Annotated in this window: 19 protein-coding genes and 1 pseudogene; 11 read left to right on the top strand and 9 right to left on the bottom strand. The window is 72.0% G+C overall.

The window, feature by feature from the left end; genetic code table 11:
- Nucleotides 1–35: 35 nt before the first annotated feature.
- Nucleotides 36–968, top strand: a complete 933-nt coding sequence (locus ACYVLJ_RS24285) for an NADP-dependent oxidoreductase (RefSeq protein WP_460440440.1) — start codon at nt 36–38, stop codon at nt 966–968.
- A 49-nt stretch (nt 969–1,017) separates the two neighbouring features.
- Here ACYVLJ_RS24285 and ACYVLJ_RS24280 read toward each other — a convergent pair whose 3' ends face one another.
- Together ACYVLJ_RS24280 and ACYVLJ_RS24275 are read right to left on the bottom strand one after the other, a co-directional pair.
- Nucleotides 1,018–2,355 (bottom strand): sensor histidine kinase, encoded by a 1,338-nt coding sequence (locus ACYVLJ_RS24280; protein ID WP_460440439.1) that lies wholly within the window; start codon nt 2,353–2,355, stop codon nt 1,018–1,020.
- 8 nt (nt 2,356–2,363) lie between these two features.
- Nucleotides 2,364–3,041, bottom strand: coding sequence for a response regulator transcription factor (locus ACYVLJ_RS24275; RefSeq protein WP_460440438.1), 678 nt, complete (start codon nt 3,039–3,041; stop codon nt 2,364–2,366).
- A gap of 189 nt (nt 3,042–3,230) precedes the next feature.
- Between ACYVLJ_RS24275 and ACYVLJ_RS24270 the strand changes: the two genes are divergently transcribed.
- From ACYVLJ_RS24270 to ACYVLJ_RS24260, 3 genes and pseudogenes are all read left to right on the top strand, one after another.
- On the top strand, nt 3,231–4,478 hold the full coding sequence (locus tag ACYVLJ_RS24270; protein ID WP_460440437.1) for a bifunctional glycosyltransferase family 2/GtrA family protein: 1,248 nt from the start codon (nt 3,231–3,233) through the stop codon (nt 4,476–4,478).
- Nucleotides 4,475–6,625, top strand: a complete 2,151-nt coding sequence (locus ACYVLJ_RS24265) for an ArnT family glycosyltransferase (protein ID WP_460440436.1) — start codon at nt 4,475–4,477, stop codon at nt 6,623–6,625. The genes ACYVLJ_RS24270 and ACYVLJ_RS24265 overlap by 4 nt, the downstream gene beginning before the upstream one ends.
- Nucleotides 6,626–6,803: 178 nt before the next feature.
- A pseudogene (locus ACYVLJ_RS24260) lies at nt 6,804–6,997 on the top strand (fluoride efflux transporter FluC); the annotation flags it as partial.
- Here the strand turns inward: ACYVLJ_RS24260 and ACYVLJ_RS24255 are convergent.
- From ACYVLJ_RS24255 to ACYVLJ_RS24245, 3 genes are read right to left on the bottom strand one after another with little or no spacing between them, the layout of a single operon-like run.
- Nucleotides 6,982–7,833, bottom strand: coding sequence for a fumarylacetoacetate hydrolase family protein (locus tag ACYVLJ_RS24255; RefSeq protein WP_460440435.1), 852 nt, complete (start codon nt 7,831–7,833; stop codon nt 6,982–6,984). The pseudogene ACYVLJ_RS24260 and the gene ACYVLJ_RS24255 overlap by 16 nt on opposite strands.
- The gene (locus ACYVLJ_RS24250; protein ID WP_460440434.1) at nt 7,833–8,690 is read right to left on the bottom strand and encodes a fumarylacetoacetate hydrolase family protein; all 858 of its coding nucleotides are present in this window, start codon (nt 8,688–8,690) and stop codon (nt 7,833–7,835) included. The genes ACYVLJ_RS24255 and ACYVLJ_RS24250 overlap by 1 nt, the downstream gene beginning before the upstream one ends.
- Nucleotides 8,687–9,235 carry a carboxymuconolactone decarboxylase family protein gene (locus ACYVLJ_RS24245; protein ID WP_460440433.1) on the bottom strand — a complete coding sequence of 183 codons (549 nt, stop codon included), beginning with the start codon at nt 9,233–9,235 and terminating at the stop codon, nt 8,687–8,689. The genes ACYVLJ_RS24250 and ACYVLJ_RS24245 overlap by 4 nt, the downstream gene beginning before the upstream one ends.
- Before the next feature lie 120 nt (nt 9,236–9,355).
- On the opposite strand from ACYVLJ_RS24245, the gene ACYVLJ_RS24240 reads away from it, so the two are divergent.
- Genes ACYVLJ_RS24240 through ACYVLJ_RS24225 form a run of 4 tightly spaced genes read left to right on the top strand, consistent with a single transcriptional unit; the run spans nt 9,356 to nt 12,799 of the window.
- On the top strand, nt 9,356–10,084 hold the full coding sequence (locus ACYVLJ_RS24240) for an SDR family NAD(P)-dependent oxidoreductase (protein WP_460440432.1): 729 nt from the start codon (nt 9,356–9,358) through the stop codon (nt 10,082–10,084).
- 11 nt (nt 10,085–10,095) lie between these two features.
- Nucleotides 10,096–10,860, top strand: a complete 765-nt coding sequence (locus ACYVLJ_RS24235; protein ID WP_460440431.1) for an SDR family NAD(P)-dependent oxidoreductase — start codon at nt 10,096–10,098, stop codon at nt 10,858–10,860.
- Nucleotides 10,857–12,104, top strand: a complete 1,248-nt coding sequence (locus ACYVLJ_RS24230; RefSeq protein ID WP_460440430.1) for an amidohydrolase family protein — start codon at nt 10,857–10,859, stop codon at nt 12,102–12,104. Before ACYVLJ_RS24235 ends, ACYVLJ_RS24230 begins: the two co-directional genes overlap by 4 nt.
- The gene (locus ACYVLJ_RS24225) at nt 12,101–12,799 is read left to right on the top strand and encodes an alpha/beta hydrolase fold domain-containing protein (RefSeq protein ID WP_460440429.1); all 699 of its coding nucleotides are present in this window, start codon (nt 12,101–12,103) and stop codon (nt 12,797–12,799) included. Before ACYVLJ_RS24230 ends, ACYVLJ_RS24225 begins: the two co-directional genes overlap by 4 nt.
- On the opposite strand, the gene ACYVLJ_RS24220 is transcribed toward ACYVLJ_RS24225, so the two are convergent.
- Genes ACYVLJ_RS24220 through ACYVLJ_RS24210 form a run of 3 tightly spaced genes read right to left on the bottom strand, consistent with a single transcriptional unit; the run spans nt 12,768 to nt 16,252 of the window.
- Nucleotides 12,768–13,703, bottom strand: coding sequence for an alpha/beta hydrolase (locus ACYVLJ_RS24220; protein ID WP_460440428.1), 936 nt, complete (start codon nt 13,701–13,703; stop codon nt 12,768–12,770). The two genes, ACYVLJ_RS24225 and ACYVLJ_RS24220, sit on opposite strands and share 32 nt — an antisense overlap.
- Nucleotides 13,703–15,463, bottom strand: coding sequence for a glycoside hydrolase family 3 protein (locus tag ACYVLJ_RS24215; protein WP_460440427.1), 1,761 nt, complete (start codon nt 15,461–15,463; stop codon nt 13,703–13,705). Before ACYVLJ_RS24215 ends, ACYVLJ_RS24220 begins: the two co-directional genes overlap by 1 nt.
- 60 nt (nt 15,464–15,523) lie before the next feature.
- Nucleotides 15,524–16,252 (bottom strand): IclR family transcriptional regulator, encoded by a 729-nt coding sequence (locus ACYVLJ_RS24210; protein ID WP_460440426.1) that lies wholly within the window; start codon nt 16,250–16,252, stop codon nt 15,524–15,526.
- A 114-nt stretch (nt 16,253–16,366) separates the two neighbouring features.
- Between ACYVLJ_RS24210 and ACYVLJ_RS24205 the strand changes: the two genes are divergently transcribed.
- Both ACYVLJ_RS24205 and ACYVLJ_RS24200 read left to right on the top strand, forming a co-directional pair.
- Complete coding sequence (locus ACYVLJ_RS24205) at nt 16,367–17,632, top strand: MFS transporter (RefSeq protein ID WP_460440425.1); 1,266 nt, start codon at nt 16,367–16,369, stop codon at nt 17,630–17,632.
- Nucleotides 17,632–18,093 carry a DUF3237 domain-containing protein gene (locus tag ACYVLJ_RS24200; protein ID WP_460440424.1) on the top strand — a complete coding sequence of 154 codons (462 nt, stop codon included), beginning with the start codon at nt 17,632–17,634 and terminating at the stop codon, nt 18,091–18,093. Before ACYVLJ_RS24205 ends, ACYVLJ_RS24200 begins: the two co-directional genes overlap by 1 nt.
- Before the next feature lie 352 nt (nt 18,094–18,445).
- Here ACYVLJ_RS24200 and ACYVLJ_RS24195 read toward each other — a convergent pair whose 3' ends face one another.
- Complete coding sequence (locus ACYVLJ_RS24195; RefSeq protein WP_460440423.1) at nt 18,446–19,771, bottom strand: MFS transporter; 1,326 nt, start codon at nt 19,769–19,771, stop codon at nt 18,446–18,448.
- A gap of 426 nt (nt 19,772–20,197) precedes the next feature.
- Between ACYVLJ_RS24195 and ACYVLJ_RS24190 the strand changes: the two genes are divergently transcribed.
- Nucleotides 20,198–21,154, top strand: a complete 957-nt coding sequence (locus tag ACYVLJ_RS24190; protein ID WP_460440422.1) for a catechol 2,3-dioxygenase — start codon at nt 20,198–20,200, stop codon at nt 21,152–21,154.
- Nucleotides 21,155–21,592 lie beyond the last annotated feature (438 nt).

The raw sequence follows: 21,592 nt of genomic DNA, 5'->3' as shown, positions 1-21,592 counted from the left end.
GCCGCCGGAGCGGTGCTGGTCAGAGCATGGTCGTCATGACCGACACCATGAACGTGATCAGCCAAGACCGCCTCGGCGGACCCGAGGTCCTCCAGCTCACCACCGCCCCCGTCCCGGCCCCCGGGATCGGCCAGATCCTCATCCGGGTGCACGCGGCCGGGGTGAACCCGATCGACGCGGCCCACCGCCGAACCGGGATGTTCCTCGGCGCACCGCCGTTCGTGCTCGGCTGGGACGTTTCCGGCACCGTGGCGGCCGTCGGCCTCGGGGTCTCGGTTCACCAGTCCGGCGACGAAGTCTTCGGCATGCTGCCCTTCCCCGCGGGGCACGGCGCCTACGCCGAGTACGTCGTGGCACCCGCACGGGCCTTCGTGCCCAAGCCCGCCGCCCTCACCCACGAAGAGGCGGCTTCGCTGCCGCTGGCCGGGCTGACCGCCTGGCAGGCGCTGGCCGAGACCGCGCACGTCACCACCGGCACGCGGGTCCTGGTCGACGGCGCCGCCGGCGGCGTCGGCCACCTCGCCGTGCAGATCGCCAAAGCCCTCGGCGCGCACGTCACCGCCGTCGTCTCCGGCCCCAACACCGGCTTCGCGCGCTCGCTGGGCGCCGACGACGTCCTCGACCGCACGAGCGGCGACTACACCGCCGGAGTCCGGGATCTCGACGTCGTGCTGGACACCACCGGAGGCAACCCCGTGGCCGCCTTCGCCACGCTCAAGCCCGGCGGTGTCTTCCTCACCCTCGCGCCCCGCACGCTGCCCCCGGCGCAGGCCGAGGCCGAGCGGCTCGGCATCCGGACGGCGACCCTGCTCGTCGAAGCCGACCGGACCGGCCTGAACGCGCTCGTCGGCCTCGTCGCCGACAAGCGGCTGACCCCGGTCGTCGATGCGACCTTCCCGCTCTCGGAGGCGGGCAAGGCCCAGGAAACCAGGCCCAGCCGGGGAAAGAACGTCCTGACGCTCGCCTGACCGGAAAGCGGACATCCAGCGGAGACCGTGCCCTCGACCGGCGAACGAGTCAGACCGGCAGGTCGACCACGACCAGCGCGCCCCGCCCGTCCGGTGGGTCGTCGAACCGTGCGGCGCCGCCGTGGACCGCCGCCGTGTCCGCGACGATCGCCAAGCCCAGCCCCGATCCCGGCAGCGACCGGGCCTCGGGGGCACGCCAGAACCGCTCGAACGCCGAAACCCGGTCGGCCGGCGCGACCCCGGGACCTTCGTCGGCCACGGCGATCCGACCGGGGGTCGAGCGGACCGTGATCACCGACCCGGCGGGCGAGAACTTGATCGCGTTGTCGAGCAGGTTGAGCACCATCCGCTCGAGCGCGGCCGCGTCGCCGCGCACCCGCCAGTCGGCGTTTTCGACGTCGATCTCGTGGTCCTGGGCCCGGCTGGATGCCCGCCGGACGGCCTGCCGGACCACAGCGGCCATCGCGACATCGGCGTGCTCCAACTCGCGTTCGTCGCGGGCGAGGACGACCAGCTCGGTGACGAGGTCGCCCAGTTCCTCCGCCTGCACCTGCAGCCGGTCCAGTGTCCGGGCGCGCCGCCCGTCCCCGAGCGGGCGGCCGGTGTGCTCGCTGCGGGCGAGCAAATCGATGTTGGTTCGGAGGCTGGTCAACGGCGTGCGCAGCTCATGGGCCGCGTCCGCCACCAGCGCCTGCTGACGCCGCCGGGACTCGGCGAGCGCACCGGTCATCGCCGCGAACGCCCGCCCCAGCCGGCCCACCTCGTCCCGGCCGGACACCGCCACCGGGAGGTCGAGGTCCTGGGTGCGGGCGATCTCCTCGGCCGCGCCGGTCAGCCGCGCCATCGGTTCGAGGGTCCGGCGGGTCAGCAGCAGCCCGGCGGCGGCCGCGAGTGCCGCCCCGAAGAACGACACGATGATCAGGACATTGGCCAGCCCGTTGAGCGTGTTCTCGACCTCGGCCAGACTGCGCGAGATGACCAGCACGTTCCCGTCACCGACCGGGCCCAGCAGAACCCGGACCGGCGTGCCGGACTGCGTGTAGCCGTCTCGCAACGTCACCGCACCCACGGTCCGATCGGTGTCTTGGAGCACGACCGAGTCCACGCCCGCTGGCGAGCACGTCGTCCCGTCGGCCTTGAGCAGCTGCACGCCTTCGAGGAACCGCTGCAGCGGACGGCCCCGGTTCACCGCCCGGCACAGGTCGGCCCAGTCGGGTTTCGGCGCCGCGGGGTCCTGCGCGCCGGGTGGCGGCCAGCCGCCGAGCAGCGTCTCGTCCAGCTGCGCACGCAGGTTGTGCTGGGTCGACACGTAGGTCACGGTGCTGATCGACGCGATCGCGAACGCGACGATGGCCGCGGTGATCAACGCGACGCGGCTGCGCAGCATCCTCGGCCTCACGGTGCCCGCAACACGAACCCGACACCGCGGACGGTGTGCAGCAACCGGCTCGCCCCGCCTGCCTCCGTCTTGCGCCGCAGGTAACCGACGTAGACGTCGAGGTTGTTGGTGCGGCTCGGTTCCCGGCCCCACACGGCCTGCCGCAGCTGGTGCTTGGTCAGCACCTTGTCCGGCGCGTCGAGGAACGCGGTCAGCAGGTCGAACTCGGTCGGGGTGAGGTCCAGGCGCCGCCCGCCGCGGGTGACTTCGCGAGTGCTCGGGTCGAGCGCCAGGTCACCGAAGCGGCGGATCTCGGGGACACCCCGGCGGCGGCGGTTCTGCTTGAGCAGCGCGCGGACGCGGGCGAGCAGCTCCTCCAGCGCGAACGGCTTGACGAGGTAGTCGTCCGCGCCGGAGTCGAGGCCGGTGACGCGGTCACCGAGCGCGTCGCGCGCGGTGAGCATCAGCACCGGCAGCCGCTCCCCCGCCGCCCGGATCCGGCGGCAGGTCTCCAGGCCGTCGATGTCGGGCATCATCACGTCGAGGATCACCAGGTCGGGCTTCGCGTCGCCGGCGACAGCCGCCAGCGCCGTCCTTCCGCAGGTCGCCGTGCCGACGTCGTAGCCCTCGAACTCCAGGCTCCGCTGCAGGCTTTCCCGCACGTCGGGGTCGTCGTCCACCACCAGCAATCGCACCGGCCAGAGGTTACGCGGCGATTCTGTGCGCGAGCTGTTGATCTCACCGGGTGAGGTGAAAGATCCACCTCTCATGATTCTCTCAGGTTAATTCCAGGCCATTCTCACGACCGGTAGCCCACCGTGAGAGCCACGTAACCGGTCACACAGCGTCGTGCTCGGCCGCAGGAGACCCAGAACGGAGGAAGCATGTCGGTCGGCGCGACCGGAGGCCTCACGACCTCCCCCGGACCCCGTGCGACCACGGCCACGGTGGACATAGTCGTCCCGGTCTACAACGAGGAACGGGCCCTCCCGGGCTGCGTGCGCGTGCTGCGCGACTTCCTCCACGACCAGTTCCCCTTCGACTGGACCATCGTGATCGCGGACAACGCCAGCACCGATCGGACTCTCGAAGTTGCCGAGGCCCTGGCCCGCGACGACGAGTCCGTCCGCGTGCGCCACCTCGACCGCAAGGGCCGCGGCCTGGCCCTGCGCGAAACCTGGCGGGCCAGCACCGCCGACGTCGTCGTCTACATGGACGTCGACCTCTCCACCGGGCTCGACGCGCTGCTGCCGCTGGTCGCCCCGCTGGTCAACGGCCACTCCGACGTCGCCATCGGCTCGCGGCTCGCCCCGGGCGCGCGCACGGTCCGCGGGCCCAAGCGCGAGTTCGTCTCCCGCTGCTACAACGGCCTGATCCGGCTGAGCCACGGCGCCCGGTTCTCCGACGCGCAGTGCGGCTTCAAGGCCGCGCGCACCGACGTCGTCCGCCCGCTGCTCGACCACGTCGAGGACGACGCCTGGTTCTTCGACACCGAGCTGCTGCTTCTGGCCGAGCACAACGGCCTGCGCGTGCACGAAGTTCCGGTCGACTGGGTCGAGGACACCGACAGCCGCGTCGAGGTCGCCAAGACCGCGCTCGACGACATCCGCGGGCTGATCCGCGTCGCCCGCGCCAAAGCCGCGGGCACCGCACGGGTGCCCGATCTGCCTCGCCGTCCGGCACCCCGCGCGGCCCACCCGGACGCGGTGCTGGGCCCGCCGACCGGCGGGCGGCTGTGGGAGATCCTGTCGTTCGCGGTGATCGGTGTGCTCTCCACGGTCGCGAACCTCGTGCTGTACGGGCTGTTCCGGCTGTGGTGGCCGGTCCTGGTCGCCAACCTCGTCGCGCTCGTGGTCACCACGCTGTTCAACACCGAAGCCAACCGGCGCTTCACCTTCGCCGGCGCCCGCACGTCACGCGGCAAGGCGCACCTGCAGGGGCTCGTGGTCTTCGGGCTCTACTACGCGTTCACCTCCGCCGCACTGCTCGCCCTGCACGGATTCGCCCCCTCGCCGAGTCGTGTACTCGAGCTGACCGTGCTGTTCGCGGCCTCGGTGCTGGGTACCGCGGGTCGGTTCGTGCTGCTGCGCGGCTGGGTCTTCCGCACATCCCGAGGAAAGGACGAAGAATGACAGTCGCCGCCGACCAAGCGGCACCGGCCGGCCGCGTCGCCGCCCCGCGCCGGATCCGGTGGCAGGGCTGGGCGCTCGCCGGGATCTGCGTCGCCGCCACCGTGCTCTACGCGTGGCGCATCGGCGCGGGCCAGCTGGGCAACACGTACTACTCGGCCGCCGTGAAGTCCATGACGGCCAGCTTCACGAACTTCCTGTTCGGCTCGTTCGACCCGTACGGCGTGTTCACCGTGGACAAACCGCCGATGTCGTTGTGGCCGCAGGCGCTTTCGGTGCTGGTGTTCGGCTTCCACGGCTGGGCTCTGCTGCTGCCGCAGGTGATCGAGGGAGTCGCCGCGGTGTTCCTGCTGCACCGCACGGTCCGGCACTGGGCGGGCGGGAACGTCGCCCTGCTGGCCGCGCTGATCCTCACGCTCACGCCGATCACCGTGGCGATCAACCGGGACAACAACCCGGACACGCTGCTGGTGCTGCTGCTCATCGCTGCGGCGTACGCGTTCACACGCTCGGTGCAGGCGGACGCGAGCCGCGCCCGGACGCGCTGGCTGCTGTGGTGCGCGTTCTTCGTCGGGTGCGGGTTCGTCACGAAGATGATGCAGGCGTGGATCGTCGTGCCCGGCTTCGCGCTGGCGTACCTGGTCGGGACGAGCGCGCCGGTCAAGCGGCGGATCTTCGACCTGCTCGGGGCGGGAATCGTGCTGTTCGCGTCGTCGTTCTGGTGGGCGGCGCTGCACGACTGGTGGCCGGGATCGAAGCCGTACATGGGTGGCAGCACCGACGGCACCGCGTGGAACCTCATCTTCGGCTACAACGGCTTCGGCCGGATCTTCGGCGACGAAGGCAACTCGGGCCCCGGTGGTGGCGGCGCGCGGCCGGATCTGCCCGAAGGGATGAGCCCGCCGTCCGGGATGGGCGGCGGCATGTTCGGCGGTGACACGGGTCTCGGCCGGATGTTCGGTCAGTCGGTCGGAGGGCAGATCTCGTGGCTGCTGCCGTTGTCGTTGTTCGTGCTGGTGGTCGTCGCGGTCCAGGGCGTGCGGGCGAAGGGACCGGGCGACCCGGCTTCGCGCGCCGGCTGGTTCGCGTGGGGCGGCTGGCTTCTCGTGACGGGGGTTGTCTTCAGCTACGCACAAGGCATCTGGCACCCGTACTACACGACCATGCTCGCCCCGGCGATCGCGGCGATCTCCGCGGCCGGGCTCGCGCGGTTCTGGCGCGCCTACCGCGGCGACGGGGCGTCCTCGTGGCTGCTGCTGCCCGCCGCCGTCGCGCTCACCACGGTGTGGGCGTTCGTGCTCGCGGGCCGCGATCCGTCGTGGCACGGCTGGACCCGCTGGGCGGTCCTCGTCGCGGGCGTGGTCACCGTGGCCGCGCTGCTCGGTGCCCGGCTCGTCGAGACACGCCGGCCGGCGGTCTCGCGCGTGTCGCTGGTGTTCGGGCTGGTGACGGTGCTGCTCGTACCCGCCGTGTGGTCCACCGCCACCGCGGCGACCGGCGAGAACCTCGGCGTGATGCCCGCCGCGGGACCGAGCGGCGGCGGCTTCGGCGGCATGCGCCCGGGCGGGTTCCCCGGCGGTTCCGGAGACCTGCCGCAGATGCCCGGCGGCACCCGCGGGTTCCCGGGCGGCACGCCGCAGATGCCCGGCGGCACCGGCGGCTTCCCCGGCGGCGGCGACCTCCCCGAGCTGTCGGGCGGCCCGGGCCGCGGCCGCGCGGGCGGCGGCTTCGGCGGCATGGACGGCAAGCTCACCGACGAACAACGCCGCGTCCTCGACTACGCCCGGCAGCACAAGGGAAACGCGGAGATCACCCTGGCCGTCGACGGCTCGGCGACCATGGCGGCGGGCTTCATCATCGGCTCCGACGAGACGGTCATCGGCATGGGCGGCTTCCTGGGCAGCGACGACTCGCCCTCGGTCGAACAGCTGCAGCAGTGGACCGCCCAAGGCAAGCTGAAGTTCGTTCTCGGCACCGGGTCCGGTGGACGCGGCGGCGGCATGCCGGGCATGAACGGCGGGGCCGGACAGCGGCGGCAGCAATGGATCGCGCAGCACTGCACCGAGGTCGACCCGGCTGCCTACGGCGGGCAAGCCCAGCAGCAGGGGGGACCGATGGGCGAACAAACCCTCTACGAGTGCCACGCCTGAGCGCCGGGTGCCGGGCGGCGCGGCCGCGCCGCCCGGCGAGTGCGCATCGGCGGTCGTCGAGCCGGTCCGCGATCACCTGACTCCCGGCGCTGCCGGTACCCGATCCACACTCGGTCTAGCTGGGGCTCGCCGCTCCGGAGCACCGGAAAACCGCGGCCCGCCCGCCAACGGTCCCTACTTGACCAGCACGACCACGGCCCTCGTCTTCCTCGGCGCCCTCATCGGCGCGCCGGCCCGCTACCTCACCGACCAGCTCGTGCGAAGGCGCCACGACAGCCTGTTCCCGTGGGACACCTTCACCGTCGACCTGGCCGGCACGGGTTCTGCGGCGCGCTCACCACTTACAGCACCTTCAGCTACGAAACGCTGCGGCCGGCCGGCTCCGGTCCGGGCGGCGCCGCCCGGAAACCGGTGCGCAGCGCACCCAGGCCGTCGATGCGGCTGGTCAGCACATCGTCCGCGGTGAGATAGCGCGGCGGCGTGCGGCGGTTGCCGACCCCGGCCGGGGTGCCGGTGAAGATCAGGTCCCCCGGCAGGAGCGGGCACACCGCCGACAGCCGGGCGACCAGCTCCGGGACGCCGAAGATCATGTCCGCGAGCGAGGCCTGCTGGACCACCTCGTCGTTGAGCAGGCACGTGATCGCGGCATCGGGGTCGACCTCGGTGACCAGGTACGGACCGATCGGGCCGAAGCCGGGAAACGACTTGGCCAGCGAGAACTGCGGCGGCTTCCCGAGCGCCTGGATCCGCCGCTCCGACAGGTCCTGACCCACCATGTAGCCGGCGACGTGGTCGAGCGCGCGTGTCTCGGCGATCCGGTGTCCGCCCCGGCCGATCACCGCGACCAGCTCGACTTCCCAGTCGACGCGGTCGCCGGGCAGCTCGACCGTCTCCTGGGGACCGGCGATGCAGGTCGGGAACTTGGTGAACACCACCGGGTCGGCCGGTGCCTCGAAACCGGCTTCGGCCGCGTGCGGCGGGTAGTTGAGTGCCACGGCGAAGACCTGACGGGGCCGCGGGACCGGCGGGCCCAGCGACGCGGGGTCGAACGCGCTCCCGGCCGGCGCGGACCGCGCCCACGCCGTGAAGGCCGCCCAGTTCTCCAGGACGGCCATCGGGTCCGGGCCGAAGCCACCGGCGTCGAAGACGTCCAGCGCCCGGTCGCCGGTGACCAGGACGGCGCGGCCGCCGAGGTTGGCCAGGCGCATCACTGCGCCCACGGCGTGCCGTAGGCGTCTTCCCACGAGACGACCCGGTTGCGCAGCACACCGAGCTTCTCGATCTCGGCCTCGACGACGTCGCCCGGCTTGAGGTAGTTCGCGAACGGGTCCTCGGTGCTCGCGGCGACCCCGGCGACCGTGCCGGTCGTGATCAGGTCGCCCGCGCTGTAGACCTGCGGCGAGTGGTGCGCGACCAGCTCCGGGATCGTGAGGGACATCCGGCCGGTGTTCGACTTCTGGCGGACCTGGCCGTTCACGCGCAGCTCCATGTCCAGGTCGTGCGGGTCGCCGACCTCGTCGGCGGTGACGATGTACGGGCCGATCGGGCAGAACGTGTCGATCGCCTTGGAGAAGGAGAAGACGCCCGACTCCATCTCGCGGCGCTGGATGTCACGGGCGGTGATGTCGTTGAAGACCAGGTACCCGGCGATGTGCTCGGCGGCCTGCTCGGCGGTGAAGAACTTGCCGGGCTTCCCGATCACCACGGCCATTTCCAGCTCGTAGTCCAGCTCGTTCGTCAGGTGCGACGGGTACACGACCGGATCACCGGGGCCGATGATCGCGTCGACGTTCTGGAAGAACACGATGCCCTTGTTGACCGGGTGCGACCAGTTGACCCGGGCGAGGTCGTCGTGGTGCTCGCGGAAGTTCCCGGCCGTGTGGAAGAACTTCTTCGGCACGATCGGGGCGCGCAGGCGCACCTCGGACGTGCGGAAGCGGCGCCCGGTCTCGGGCACGCTCCCGCCGCGTTCGAAGTACTCGCGCGCCGAAGCGGTGTCGAGTTCCAGGACGAGGTCGTCGGCGAGACGGCCGACCAGGCCGTCGTCGAAGGTCACGAGCTTCACGGCTGCTCCACGGGGACGGTGACTCGGAAGACGCGCAGCTGAAGCGCCAGCGTCGCGTAGTAGCCCACCAGCGTGGTCAGCTCGACGGCCACGCGGTTGCCAATGGTCGGCACAGTCTCGGCGTAGGTCACGTCGTCGACGTCGCCGTCCAGCAGCGCCAGTACGAACCGCAGGGCCGCCGTCTCGACGGGATCGAGCCCGTCGAGCCCGTCGAGGTGGGCCTCGGTGACCCCGGCGGCGCGGGCGGCGGGCTCGTGCGCGTACCGCTCGAACGCGCAGTCCCAGCGCGCCGCGACGGCCAGGATCGCCAGCTCACGCACCCGGTCGGTCAGCGCGGTTTCGTACCGCACGGCCGCGCCCAGCCGCTGGAGCGCCTCGCCGACCGGCGGGGAGAACAGCATGGCGTTGAACGGCCCGGTCAGCGAACCGTCGGCGTCGATGAGCGGGAACGGGCCGCCCGCCCGGGGGCCACCGGCGATGGCCTCGTACAGCTCGCGCTGGTCGGCGGACAGGTCGGCCGGGTTCAGCCGGGGCAGTCGTGTCATACCCCATTGCAGCAGCGCGGCCCGCAAGCGAGCGTGGACCTGCCATTGAATGGAACATCCGTTCCTGATCGGCAGCGGACGCGCTTAGCGTCGCCGCCAGGTCGAGAGCGAGGAGCGGGAGTGGACTGGCTGGGTCTGCGGGGCAAGCGTGCGCTGGTGGCCGGTGCGGGCGGGATCGGCGCATCGGCGGCCCGCGCGCTGGCCGAAGCCGGGGCCGACGTGGCCGTCGCCGACCGCGACCCCCGGCGGCTCGGCGAACTGGGCCTGCGCACCCTCGAAGCCGACTTGACCGACGCCGACGGCGCCCGGGACTGCGTCACCCGCGCCGACGCACTGCTCGGCGGCCTCGACGTGTTCGTCCACGCGGTCGGCGTCAACGACCGGCGCCCGGTCCTCGACACCCCCGACGACGTCTGGCGCGCCATCACCTCGGTCAACCTCGACAGCGCGTTCTGGACCGGCCGGGCCGCGGGCGAACTGATGGTCGCCCGCGGGTACGGCCGGATCGTCTACCTGTCCTCGGTGTCCGGCCTGCTCGCCCACCCGCACCACGCGCCCTACGCGGCCACGAAGGGCGCAGTCAACCAGCTCGCCCGGGTGATGGCGCGCGAATGGGCCGCGTCCGGCGTCACGGTCAACGCCGTCGCGCCCGGCTACACCGAGACCGGCCTGACCCACGACCACCTCGAAAAGCCCGGCGTCCGCGACGGCCTCACCACGTTGGTGCCGGCCGGGCGGCTGGGCACCCCGGCCGACCTGACCGGCCCGATCCTGTTCCTCTGCTCCGACCAAGCCGCCTTCGTCACCGGGCACGTCCTGTACGCCGACGGCGGCCGCACCCTCGTCTGAAGGAGAACTTCGTGCGCTTCACCGGCAAGACCGTCCTCGTCACCGGCGCCGGCACCGGATTCGGTGCCGAGATCGCCGTGCGCGCCGCCGCCGAGGGCGCCGACGTCGCCGTGCACTACCGCGGCTCGCGCGCGGGTGCCGAACGCACCGCGGCGCGCGTCGAAGAACTGGGCCGCAAGGCGTTCCTCGTCCAGGCCGACATCTCGGAACACGCGCAGATCCGGCGGCTGGCCGACGAGACGTGGAGCCACTTCGGCCGGGTCGACGTCGCGATCAACAACGTCGGCGACGTCGCCCGCGAGCAGATGTCGTGGCGGGACCTCACCGAGGAGTCCGTCGACCACGTCCTGGCCGTCGACATCAAGGGCACGCTGCTGTGCACGCACGAGTTCGGCGACCGCATGCTGGCCCAGGGCGGCGGCGCGATCGTGAACATCGGCTCGACCGTGGTCGCCCGGGGCAGCGCCCGTGCCCCGCAGTACGCGGCGGCGAAGGCCGGGATCATCGGCCTGACCAAGTCCTACGCGCACGCTTTCGCCCCGACCGTCCGGGTGAACGTCTTCGCCCCCGGCTTCATCGAAACCGAAGCCACGCTCGGCCGGGAGGACTGGCGCACCGGCCGCGCGGAGAAGCTGCGCGACGCGACCCCGATGGGGCGGATCCCGAAACCCGAAGAGCTCGCCGGAGCCGCGTTGTTCCTGGCCACCGCGGACGCCGGGCACATCACCGGCGGTTTCCTGGTCGCCGACGGCGGCTACACCATGCTGGGGGCATGATGACTTCCCGAGTGGTCTTCACGGGCGGCCGCGTCTTCGACGGCAGCGGTTCCCCGGCGCTCCCCGCCGACGTCGTCGTCCGCGGCGACCGGATCGAGCACGTGGGCCCCCGCGCCGAACCGGCGCCGGACGACCGCGTGGTCGACTGCCGAGGAGCGACGGTCATGCCGGGCCTGGTCGAGTCGCACTGCCACCTGACGTTCCCGTCGGCGGTCGGGCACCTCGACCGGTCGTTCAACCCGCCGGTCGACGTCAGCTTCTTCCACCACCTGCCGACCCCGGACGAGCACCTGGCGCTCGCCGAACGCAACGCCCGGATCCTCCTCGACCACGGGTTCACCAGCGTCTACTCGGCGGGGTCGTTGACGCCGGTGCCCACCGAAGTCCGGCTGCGCGACCGGATCGCCGCCGGGCTGGCGGCCGGGCCGCGGATGCGGGCGGCGTCCTTCGAACGCGACAACAACCCCGTCCGGATGGGCCCGGACGGGCCCACCCCGCAGGAAACCGGGCCCGACGCCGTCCGCGCGTTCATCAGGGAACAGGCCGAACTCGGCTTCGACAGCGTGAAGCTGCTGATGAGCAACGACGACGTCTTCTTCGAAGGCGGCTCGATGGTCACCCAGTACAGCGCGGAAGAAGCGAACGCGGCCGGCGAGCAGGCGCGCGAGTCCGGCGTGTGGCTCAACTGCCACGCCCAGGCACCCGAGTCGATCAAGCTGGCCGTGCGGGCCGGGTTCCGCTCGATCTACCACTGCTCCTACGCCGACTCCGAAGCCATCGATCTCCTGGAAGAGCACAAGGACTCGATCTTCCTCTCCCCCGCCGTCGGCATCATGTGGGCCAACGTCCACGAAGGCGCCGAATTCGGCATCGACGCCGAGAAGACCGGCTCGGCGAAGTCCCTGGCGGCGATGGAGCAGCTGTACCCTGAACTGCGTAAACGCGGTCTGCGGGTGCTGCCCGGCGGCGACTACGGTTTCCCGAACAACCCCATCGGCCGCAACGCCCGCGACCTGGACCTGTTCGTCCGGCTCTTCGGCTACTCCCCCGCCGAAGCGTTGCGAGCCACCACTTTCCACGGCGGCCAGGTGATGGACCTGCCGGTGGGGCTGCTGACCGAGGGCTACCTCGCCGACGTCCTCGTGGTCCGCGGCGACCCGACGTCGGACGTCACGCTGCTGCAGGACCCGGCCAACCTCGAAGTGATCATGCAGGGCGGTCGCTTCCACAAGGCCGCCGCGTGATCTACCGCGAAGTCCCGGGCTTCTGGCCGCTGGAACTGGACGTGTCCGAGCCGGACGACCCGGTCGCGACGATCCTCTCCTTGCACGGCGGCGGCTGGCGGCGTGGGTCCCGGCTGACCCCGCTGCCCGGGTTCGAGCATCTCACCGAGGAGCTGGTGCACCAGGGCTTCCGGGTCGCCGCGGCCGACTACCGGCTCAGCGGAGAAGCGACCTTCCCCGCGCCGCTGGAGGACGTGCGGGCAGCCATCGAGTTCGTCCGTGACGAAAAGCCGCTGTTCGTCTGGGGCGAGTCGGCGGGCGCGCACCTCGGTCTGCTCGCGGCCCTCACCGGGTCCACAGTGGACGCTGTGGTGGCGTGGTTCCCGCCGACCGACCTGCTCGGCCTGACCGGTGACGTCTCCCGCGAAGCGGCCCTGCTGGGGGCGCTGCCGGAGTCGGTGCCGGAGCTGGCGCGCGCGGCGAGCCCGCTGACGCACGCCCACGCCGGGGCGCCGCCGATCCTGCTCATGCACGGCGAGGACGACGACCTCGTGCCCGCCTCGCAGAGCATCCGGCTCGCGGAAGCCCTGCGCGAGGCGGGCGCGCCGGTCGAGCTGCACCTGGTGCCCGGCGCCCGCCACCGCTGGGCGGGCGCCGATCCCGCGGCCGTCGTGGCCACGTCGGTCAAGTTCCTGCGGAACGCACCGACTCGATGATCAGGTCCACTGCCCGCCCCACCTCGTCGATCGCGGGCGGCAGGTTGAGGAACCCGTGCAGCATCGACGGCACCACGACGTGCCGCACGTCCACCCCGGCTTCGGCCAGCTGCCCGGCGAACACCTGCCCGGAGACACGCAGGTCGTCGTACTCCGCGGTCAGCACCAGTGTCGGGCACAGGCCCTCCAGCATCGCCAGCCCCGGCATCGCGTAACCGTCCGCGCGGCTCACGGGTCCACCCAGGTAGTTCTCGGTCGTGGCCCGCACTTCGGCCGGCGGGAAGTGCAGGATCGAGGGCACCTCCGCCATCCGCGCGACCAGCGACGCCGGCAGTGGCGGCAGCTGCGGGTGCAGCACCGGGTAGACCAGTGCGAGCGCCGCGGGTACCCAGCCGTCGTCGTCACGCAGGCGCAGCGCCGCACCGGCCGACAGGTTGCCGCCCGCGCTCGCGCCGCCCGCACTGATCCGGCCGACACCCAGGTCGCCGGCGTGATCGCGCACCCACCGCAGGGCCGCGACGACGTCGTCGTGCGGCACCGGGTAGCAGACTCCGCGGACCGCCAGCCGGTAGTCGACGCTGACCACCACGATCCCGGCGCGGTGGGCGAGTTCGCGGGCCACCCGGTCGGCTTCCGGCATGTCCAGGTCGCCCATCCGGAACGCGCCGCCGTGCAGCCACACCAGGCACGGCGCGCTCTCCTGATCGCCGCTGCGGTAGATCCGCACCGGCACCGGACCGTGCGGCCCGGGCACCTGGGCGTCCACAGTGGACACCTCCGGAAGGGCATCGGGCACCGGCGGGCGTTGGAACTCCGCGAACGCCGGGTCGGCGAGCAGCTCGCCGAACGAGGAAAAACCCTCCAGCAGCGGGAATTTCGCCGCCAGCAACGGATGGACGGGCATCAGAAGTGCCTTTCGGGGACGCGGGCGGTGTGCCCGATCGGGTACAGCGGGTCCGCGGTGCCGCCCGGCCGGTCCTCCGGGTGGGCTTCGACCGCAGCCATCGACGACGGTAGCTCGATCGGCAGCCGTCCCTCGGCCCGCGCGTGGCCGAAGACGACGTCGAGAACGGCGTCGTCGGCCGCCCCGAAGTCGGCCAGCAGCGCGGCGGCCCGTCCGGCGAGCTCGGGCACGACGGCGGCCCGGTCGAGGAAGACGTCCACCACGGTGGGCACCGCGTCGGCCAGCGCGAGCAGGTGCTCGCGGCGGTCGTCCGGCAGGTCGAGCCGGCCCTGGTGGAAGAACGCTTCCGGCAGACGCGAACGCGGCTCGTACGGCGTGCCGATCCGCACCACCGCGGCATCGGCCTCGGCCACACTGTCCACAACGGACCCGTAGCGACCGGCGACCTCCGGATCGATCCCTTCGACGTACAACCGGATTCCGGGATTCAGCGGCAGGGTGCCCGCGAGCAGGACCATCGACCGGCGTTGCGCCTCGGCTCCGGCGGCGGCGAAGTCGGCCCGGCCGACGGTGGTCACCGCGTGGTCTTCGTCGACATAGGGATTTTCGAACAGCCCGAGCCGGAACATCAGCGCCAGCACCCGGCCGGCGGACTCGTTGAGCCGCGCCTGCGGCAGGCGGCCCGCCTCGACGAGCCCGACGACGACGTCCGGGCACCACTCGCCGCCGAACTGGTCGACCCCCGCGTCGAGCAGCCGCAGCACGCGTTCCTCGACGGTCAGGTCCTCGGCGCCCCAGGCTCGGGCGGGCCAGACGGAACCGTCCGGCAGGGTCGCGTCGGTGAGCAGCCCGAAGTCCGCGCACACCAGGCCGTCGAAGCCCTCTCCGCGGCGCAACTGCCCAGCGATGACCTCGCGGTCGAAGGCGAACCCGACCTCGGCCAGCCCCGGCACACCGACCGGGCGGCCGTAGTACGGCATCACCGCGGCCGCCCCGGCCCGCAGTGCCGGGCGGAAGACGGCCCGGTGCTCCTCGTAGCGCCCGTCCGGGTAGACCTGGTCCTTGCCGGACGGGAAGTGGGCGTCCTCACCGCCGGCCTGCGGACCCGCGCCCGGCCAGTGCTTGACCATCGCCGCGACCGAGTCCGGCCCGAGGTCCGTCCCTTGCAGCCCCTCGACGTAGGCGGCCGCCAGCCGGGCCACGAGCGCCGGGTCCGCGCCGAACGTCCCGGCGGTGCGGCACCACCGCGGTTCGGTCGCGAGGTCGGCCATCGGGTGCAACGCCAGCCGGATCCCGACCGCGGTGTACTCGGCGCGGACGACCTCGGCGAACGCGCGGACCGCGGCTTCGTCGGCCAGCGCCCCGAAACCGAGCGGTTCGGGCCAGCGCGAACAGCCGCCCGACGGCACCGACGTCAGCGGGTTCTCGTTCGCCGAGTGCCGAGGGTCGGACGACACCAGCACCGGGATCCCCAGCCGGCTGCCGGCCGCGAGTCCCTGGACGTCGTTGTGCCAGCGGGCAAGAGGCCCCGCCGAGACCGGCGCCATCAGCGACAGGCAGCGGACGTGCCGGTGCCGCACGACTTCCGTCGTCGGTGCGGTGGGCAACGGCCCGGCCGAAGCCTCGACGAATCCCCCGTCGGGCGTCACGGCGACCGGGGCGTGGAAAAGGAGTCCGGCCTTCTCCGGCACGGTCATCCGGTCGAGCAGGTCATGGACGCGCTCCCCGGGCGGCCGTCCCGGGTCCTGGTAGGGATGCATGCGGCCGATCATGACCGGCGGCCGGCGGCAAACCCCATCGGCGTGCCATTCAATGGCACATCAGCGCGCGCCCAGCTCCCGGGAGATGCCCCGTGCCGCCGTCTGCACGGCCAAGCCCAGGTGCCGCGGCCGGGCGACCCGCTTGGGCACGAGCACGCCGAGGACGCCGGCGAGACCTTCGTCGCGCCCGAAGATCGGCGCGGCCACCGACACGATCGACTCCGTCTCGTCCTGGCGGCGGAAGATCGCCAGCCGCTCTCGCCGGACCTCGGCGAGGGTGCGGCGCAGCTTGTCGGCCGGGATCAGCCGGTGGTCCGGCTCGCCGTAGACCGGCTTGGCCAGCAGCTCCTCCTGGACCTCCCGGGGCGCGAACGCCAGCAGTGCCAAGCCGACGCCGGTGGAGTGCAGCGGAAGCCGCCCGCCGGTGCGGTAGTCGACCGGCGCCGCCTGGTGCCCGGACAGCCGTTCCACCAGCAAGGCCTGCATGCCGTCGCGGACGGCCAGCTGGACGTGCTGGTGGGTGACCTCGGCCAGGTCGTTCATGAACGGCAGGGCGACCTGCCGCAACCCGTGCCCGCGCGGGGCGAGCGTCGCCACCTCCAGCAGGCGCAGGCCGACGCAGAACCGGCCGGCGTCGTCTCGCTCGAGGGCGCCCCACTCCCGTAACCGGTTCGCCAGCCGCAGCGCCGAGCTCGGCGGCATTTCACAGCGGCGGCTCAGCTCGGCCAGCGAAAGCGTGCGGTGTTCGGCGTCGAACGCGGCCAGCAGCGCCAGCGCGCGGTCGACCACCGGCTCCCCGTGCGGCGGGCGGCGGCCTCGCTTTCCATTGGTTGGCACAGCCGATGACCGTACCCGAGGTCGCTGGTCATCCTTCCGGGCAACCGTGGCGAAAGGTGCCCAACGATGAGTGCTTCCCTCGAAACCACCCCGGCCAGACCGGGCTCGGCGCTCCCCCGCCGGGGCTTCCTGCTCTTCCTCGGCCTCGCGGCGATCGGCGCCGCGATGGCCAACCTCGTCCCCGCCGTCCTGACCCTCTCGCTGAAGGCCACCGAGCTCGACGCGGCCCGCGCGACCACCATCGTCTCGGTCGTCGCCGGAGTCGGGGCGCTGGCGTCGCTGGTCGCGTTCCCGCTCCTGGGCCGCCTCAGCGACCGCACGACCAGCCGGCTGGGCCGGCGCCGGCCGTTCCTCCTGCTCGGCGCGGCGTTGTTCGCCGTCGGCGCCGTCGTGATGCTCGTCGCCGGCAGCACCCTGGTGCTGACCCTGTCCGCGGTAGCCACGTTCGCCGGGTTCAGCTCGGTGACCGTGGCCTGCACCGCCGTGCTCGCCGACCAGCTCGAGCCGCACCGGCGCGGGCCCGCCTCCGCCGTGCTCGGATTGAGCTTGCCCCTCGGCGCGGTGATCGGCCTCTTCGGCGCGCAGCTGGTGGCGCCGAACCTCGCCGCGATGATCCTCCTGCCCGCCGCCGCGGCGATCGCAGGCACGCTCCTGCTCTTCGCGTTCCTGAGGGACACGCCGATCTCGGAGCGTCCGCCGTTCGACACCCGCGAGCTGCTGCGCACGTTCTGGGTGAACCCGCGCCGCCGCCCCGACTTCGCGTGGGCCTGGGCCAGCCGACTGCTGGTCTTCCTCGGCGTCGCGGCGATCCAGGCGTACCAGACCTTCTACCTGATCCTGGTGCTGCACTTCCCGCCGGAGCGGGTGGCGAGCGCGGTGTTCCTGTCCACTTTGGTCTTGACCGCCGCGGCCACGCTGTTCGCGCCGCTCGCGGGCAAGCTGTCCGACCGGCTCCGCCGCCGCAAGCCGTTCGTGATCGCCGCCGCGCTGATCTTCGCCGTCGGCCTGCTGCTGGCCGCGTTCGCCCATTCCTATCCGGCGTTCCTGGTCGCGGTCGGCGTGGTCGGCCTCGGCCAGGGCGTCTACCTGGCGGTCGACATCGCGCTCGTCACCGAGCTCGTCCCCGACCCGGCGAACCCGGCGAAGGACCTCGGCCTGATGAACATCGCCAACACCCTGCCCACCTCACTGGTGCCCGCGGTGGCCCCGGCGGTCCTCGCGATCGGTGCGACGCCGGAGGCCCCTCAGAACTTCGCGGCGCTCTTCGTGTTCGGCGCGGTGGCCGGGCTGCTCGGCGCGGTGCTGATCCTGCCGATCCGCAAGGCCGCCTGATGCGGTTCGCCCCGCCCGGCCTGGAGGCGCTCGCGACGGTCGCCGTCGACCTGGCACCCCCGCTGGACTTCGGCCCGGGCCCCGACGGCCACCACCGCACGGTGCCGATCACCGGCGGTACCCTCGACGGTCCGGCGCTGTCCGGCCGCGTCCGGCCCGGCGGGGCGGACTGGCAACGCGTCCTGCCCGACGGCACCGTGTTCGTCGAAGCCCGCTACACCGTCGAACTGTCCTCCACGCTCGTGGGGCTGACCAGCACCGGCGTCCGCACCGGGCCGCCCGGGGTGCTCGCGGCGCTGGCTCGCGGCGAGGACGTCGACCCCGCGGACTACTACTTCCGGCTCGTGCTGCGCGCCACCACGGCCGAGCCGCGGTACCGGTGGCTCACCACCAGCGTTCTGCTCGGCCGGGCCGAGCGCACCGCCCACCAAGTCCGGTACGACCTCTACCGCCTGCTCTGAACCGGAGGCCCCGTGTCCGCCGTTTACCGCCGCCCCGTCCTGGCCGCACTCCTGCTGCTCCACTCCGCCCCGGCCGCCGGAGCGGCCACCCCGCTTCGCGTCGCGGCCCCAGCTGTCGATGACGTTGCTCCACGGTTTCGCCGGCGCCGCGCGCACCCACGGTCCTCCGCCCACAGCGCCAGAGCCTGGCCGCGTCGGCGTGGAAGACTGGACGCCGGCAACGCCGAGCCGCCGAACCCGGTCCTCGTTGTTGGGGATGTAGGGGAAGAACCTGCTGGTCAGCCCACGGAGACGTGTTTGAAGAAAGTCGTGGTGCCGGCCCCGGCCGTCGTGACGCTCCTCCCCGCAATCGTCAAGCCGACCGCGCTGTGGTGCGCTCCTCGCCCGCACTGAGCGGGTTCCCGGCGCGGCGCACCAGGCTCACCATCGCCGCGCCGAGGACGCCCGCGATCGCGAACACGACGAAGCCCAAAGAGGACAGTCCACTCGCGACCAGGATGCCGCCCAACCACGGCCCGAACACCGCGCCCAGCCGGCCGACGCCCGACACCCAGCCGAGCGCCGTCGCCCGGCTGTCGGCCGGGTAGTACGCGCCGACCGCCGCGTAGATGAGCGTCTGCGCGCTGAACAGCCACGCGCCCGTCAGGAACACAACCATGTACGTCACCGCCAGCGGCAGGTGGATCGCCAGCAGGCCGACGCCGCACGCCGTCAGCGCGAACCAGACGATCGCGACCGGCCGCGCGCCGAACCGGTCGGCGAGCCGCCCGGCGACGAGCATGCCCGCGATCCCGCCCAGGTTGATCACCAGCAGGAAGCTGATCGCCGAACCGAGGTTGTAGCCGCTGCCGCGCATCATCGTCGGCAGCCAGGTGTTGACGCCGTACACCAGCAGCAGGCCGGCGAAGGAGGCGATCCAGAACAGCAACGTCGTCATCCGCACCGACGGCGTGGACAAGCCGCGCAGGCCGCCGCGCCGGTCCTCCGCCGGTTCGGGGGCGAACGTGTCGAGTGAGACCGCGTACTTGTCCGCGATGGCCCGCGCGCGGCCGGTCTTGCCCTTGGCCAGCAGGAACGTCAGCGACTCCGGCAGCAGGAAGACGACCGCCGGCAGCACCACCACGAGCAGCAGCGCGCCGATCCAGTACACCGAGCGCCAGCCGAGCGACTGGACGAGCGTCATCCCCAGCGCGCCGGCCAGCGCCCCGCCTGCCTGGTGGGCCGTCATCACCGTGGTGACGGCGAGGTTCTTCCGCCACGCCGGCGCGTACTCCATGACCATCGCGATCGCCGAGGGCAGCAGGCCGCCGAGCCCGATCCCGGCGACGAACCGCGCCGCGCCGAAGAACGCGACCGTCGGCGCGGCGGCGCACGCGGCGGCGGCCAGCGAGAAGACGACGACCCCGGTGATGATGATCTTCCGGCGCCCGGTGCGGTCGGTGAGGATGCCGGACGCGAGGGCGCCGAGCAGCATGCCGAACGTCGTCAGGCTGCCGATGGTGCCGCCGGTGACCGCGGTCAGGCCGAAGCTCTTGTCGGCCAGCACGCCCGGCAGCGTCGCCCCGTAGACGAACAGGTCCAGCCCGTCCAGCAGGACCAGGATCCAGCACAACGCGGTCACCCGGATCGACAGCCGGACCGTGGCGGCGGCCGAGCCGCCGAGTTCTCTCGTCGACATCCTCGTCCCTTTCGTCACCGAGGCAGCGAAGGTGTCCGAAGCTACATCCGCGGAGATATTGAACACAAGACTCTCCGCAAGATTGTTAACAATCCTGTGAATCAGCTATGCGCGCGAGTTGGTCACAGGAAACGTTGGCAATGTCGGCCGCCCACCCCTGCTCAGCGTCGCACTTCCACGCCAAGATTGTTGACAATTTCGTCGACCGACCCGTACCGTGTCTCCCGTGAAGCCTGTCGTCGTCACTGATCCGCCCCGTGGGTCTCGGCGACGTGCGCGGCTCGCCGATCCCGAAGACCACTCGCGTCGCGGCGTGGCGTTGGCGCGGTCTGCACCCGGGCGCTCATTCCGGTCAAGCCGTACCCGTCGATCGGCGGCATTGCTGCTCGACGGCGCCGTCTTCCCCCGTCCCTGAGGAGCACGACCATGTCCGATCCCTCCCCGCGCCACGAGATCGCGCACCTCGGCCACGTCGAACTGCTTACCCCGGACCCGGAGAAGAGCCTCGACTTTTTCGTCCGCGTCCTCGGCCTGACCGAGAACGGCACCGAAGGCGACTCGGTGTACCTGCGCACCTGGGACGACTACGAGCACCACAGCCTGAAGCTCACCGCGGCGAAGACGTCCGGGATCGGCCGGACGGCGCTGCGCGCGTTCAGTGAAGACGCCCTCAAACGGCGCGTGGTCGCGCTGGAGGAACGCGGCCTCGGCGTCGGCTGGGTCGACGGCGACACCGGGATCGGCGCCACCTACCTGTTCCGCGATCCGGACGGCCACGAGCTCGAGATCTACTGGGAGACCGAGCGCTACCAGCCGCCGGAGCGCCTGCGGCCGGCACTGAAGAACCAGGCGCAGGCGTACCCGGGGCGCGGCGTCGGCGTCCGGCGACTCGACCACATCAACTATCTGGCGCAGGAGGCCGAGGTCAACGGCCGGTTCATCTGCGACGCCCTCGGCGGCCGGGTGACCGAGCAGATCCGGCTCGACAGCGGCGTCATTTCCGGGCAGTGGACGCACTTCGCGCAGAAGTCCTACGACATCGTCTACACGAACGACTGGACGAAGTCGAACGGGCGCCTGCACCACATCGCGTTCGCCACCGACACGCGCGAGGACATCCTTCGCGCGGCGGACATCGCGCTCGACAACGACGTCCACATCGAGACCGGGCCGCACAAGCACGCGATCCAGCAGACATTCTTCCTGTACCTGTACGAGCCCGGCGGCAACCGCATCGAGCTGTGCAACCCGACCGGGCGGCTGATCTTCGCACCGGACTGGGAGCCGGTCACCTGGACCGAGGCCGAGCGGGCCAAGGGGCAGGCGTGGGGATTGAAGACGATCGAGTCGTTCCACACGCACGGCACGCCGCCGGTGGACTGATCAGCGCGCGAGCAGTACCGACGCGGAGTATCGAGCCCCGTACCTGCTCCACCCCGCGCCGTACCCACCGCAGGACCGCTGGGTCGCCTTTGTGGTAGAGGCCCTGCTCGCCGGCGGGCGGATCAAAAGCCGTCAACGAGGTGCTCTCAGTGCTCCCGGAGCTGGCACGAGAGAGCGACATCATTCGCACCGGAACCACGGGCGTCCGACCTACCCATGCCGCCATGGACACACCCAGCACCCAACGCGAGAGCCAAGACGCTCTACATCCGCGAGGCCCGAGCCTGACCGAACGCAATGCACAAGGATCGCCACAGCGCTACGAGACTCCGGAAAGCGCATCATCTGCGACAACACAGGACGGCGACTACAGGAGATCGATTCGAGCCAGGCTCTGATCGATCCCGGCTTCAAGATCGCGTTCCGCGATCCGTGGGA

Source organism: Amycolatopsis stemonae, assembly GCF_054781455.1.
Note: the sequence above shows the minus strand (reverse complement) of the source record. Positions and strands in the feature narration are given on the sequence as shown.

What these genes read in the sequence shown, in the direction of transcription:
- ACYVLJ_RS24285 (WP_460440440.1), top strand. Translation starts at nt 36, where the DNA reads ATGACCGACACCATGAACGTGATCAGCCAAGACCGCCTCGGCGGACCC.
- ACYVLJ_RS24280 (WP_460440439.1), bottom strand. Translation starts at nt 2,355, where the DNA reads ATGCTGCGCAGCCGCGTCGCGTTGATCACCGCGGCCATCGTCGCGTTC.
- ACYVLJ_RS24270 (WP_460440437.1), top strand. Translation starts at nt 3,231, where the DNA reads ATGTCGGTCGGCGCGACCGGAGGCCTCACGACCTCCCCCGGACCCCGT.
- ACYVLJ_RS24265 (WP_460440436.1), top strand. Translation starts at nt 4,475, where the DNA reads ATGACAGTCGCCGCCGACCAAGCGGCACCGGCCGGCCGCGTCGCCGCC.
- ACYVLJ_RS24255 (WP_460440435.1), bottom strand. Translation starts at nt 7,833, where the DNA reads ATGCGCCTGGCCAACCTCGGCGGCCGCGCCGTCCTGGTCACCGGCGAC.
- ACYVLJ_RS24245 (WP_460440433.1), bottom strand. Translation starts at nt 9,235, where the DNA reads ATGACACGACTGCCCCGGCTGAACCCGGCCGACCTGTCCGCCGACCAG.
- ACYVLJ_RS24230 (WP_460440430.1), top strand. Translation starts at nt 10,857, where the DNA reads ATGATGACTTCCCGAGTGGTCTTCACGGGCGGCCGCGTCTTCGACGGC.
- ACYVLJ_RS24220 (WP_460440428.1), bottom strand. Translation starts at nt 13,703, where the DNA reads ATGCCCGTCCATCCGTTGCTGGCGGCGAAATTCCCGCTGCTGGAGGGT.
- ACYVLJ_RS24215 (WP_460440427.1), bottom strand. Translation starts at nt 15,463, where the DNA reads ATGCATCCCTACCAGGACCCGGGACGGCCGCCCGGGGAGCGCGTCCAT.
- ACYVLJ_RS24205 (WP_460440425.1), top strand. Translation starts at nt 16,367, where the DNA reads ATGAGTGCTTCCCTCGAAACCACCCCGGCCAGACCGGGCTCGGCGCTC.
- ACYVLJ_RS24200 (WP_460440424.1), top strand. Translation starts at nt 17,632, where the DNA reads ATGCGGTTCGCCCCGCCCGGCCTGGAGGCGCTCGCGACGGTCGCCGTC.
- ACYVLJ_RS24195 (WP_460440423.1), bottom strand. Translation starts at nt 19,771, where the DNA reads ATGTCGACGAGAGAACTCGGCGGCTCGGCCGCCGCCACGGTCCGGCTG.
- ACYVLJ_RS24190 (WP_460440422.1), top strand. Translation starts at nt 20,198, where the DNA reads ATGTCCGATCCCTCCCCGCGCCACGAGATCGCGCACCTCGGCCACGTC.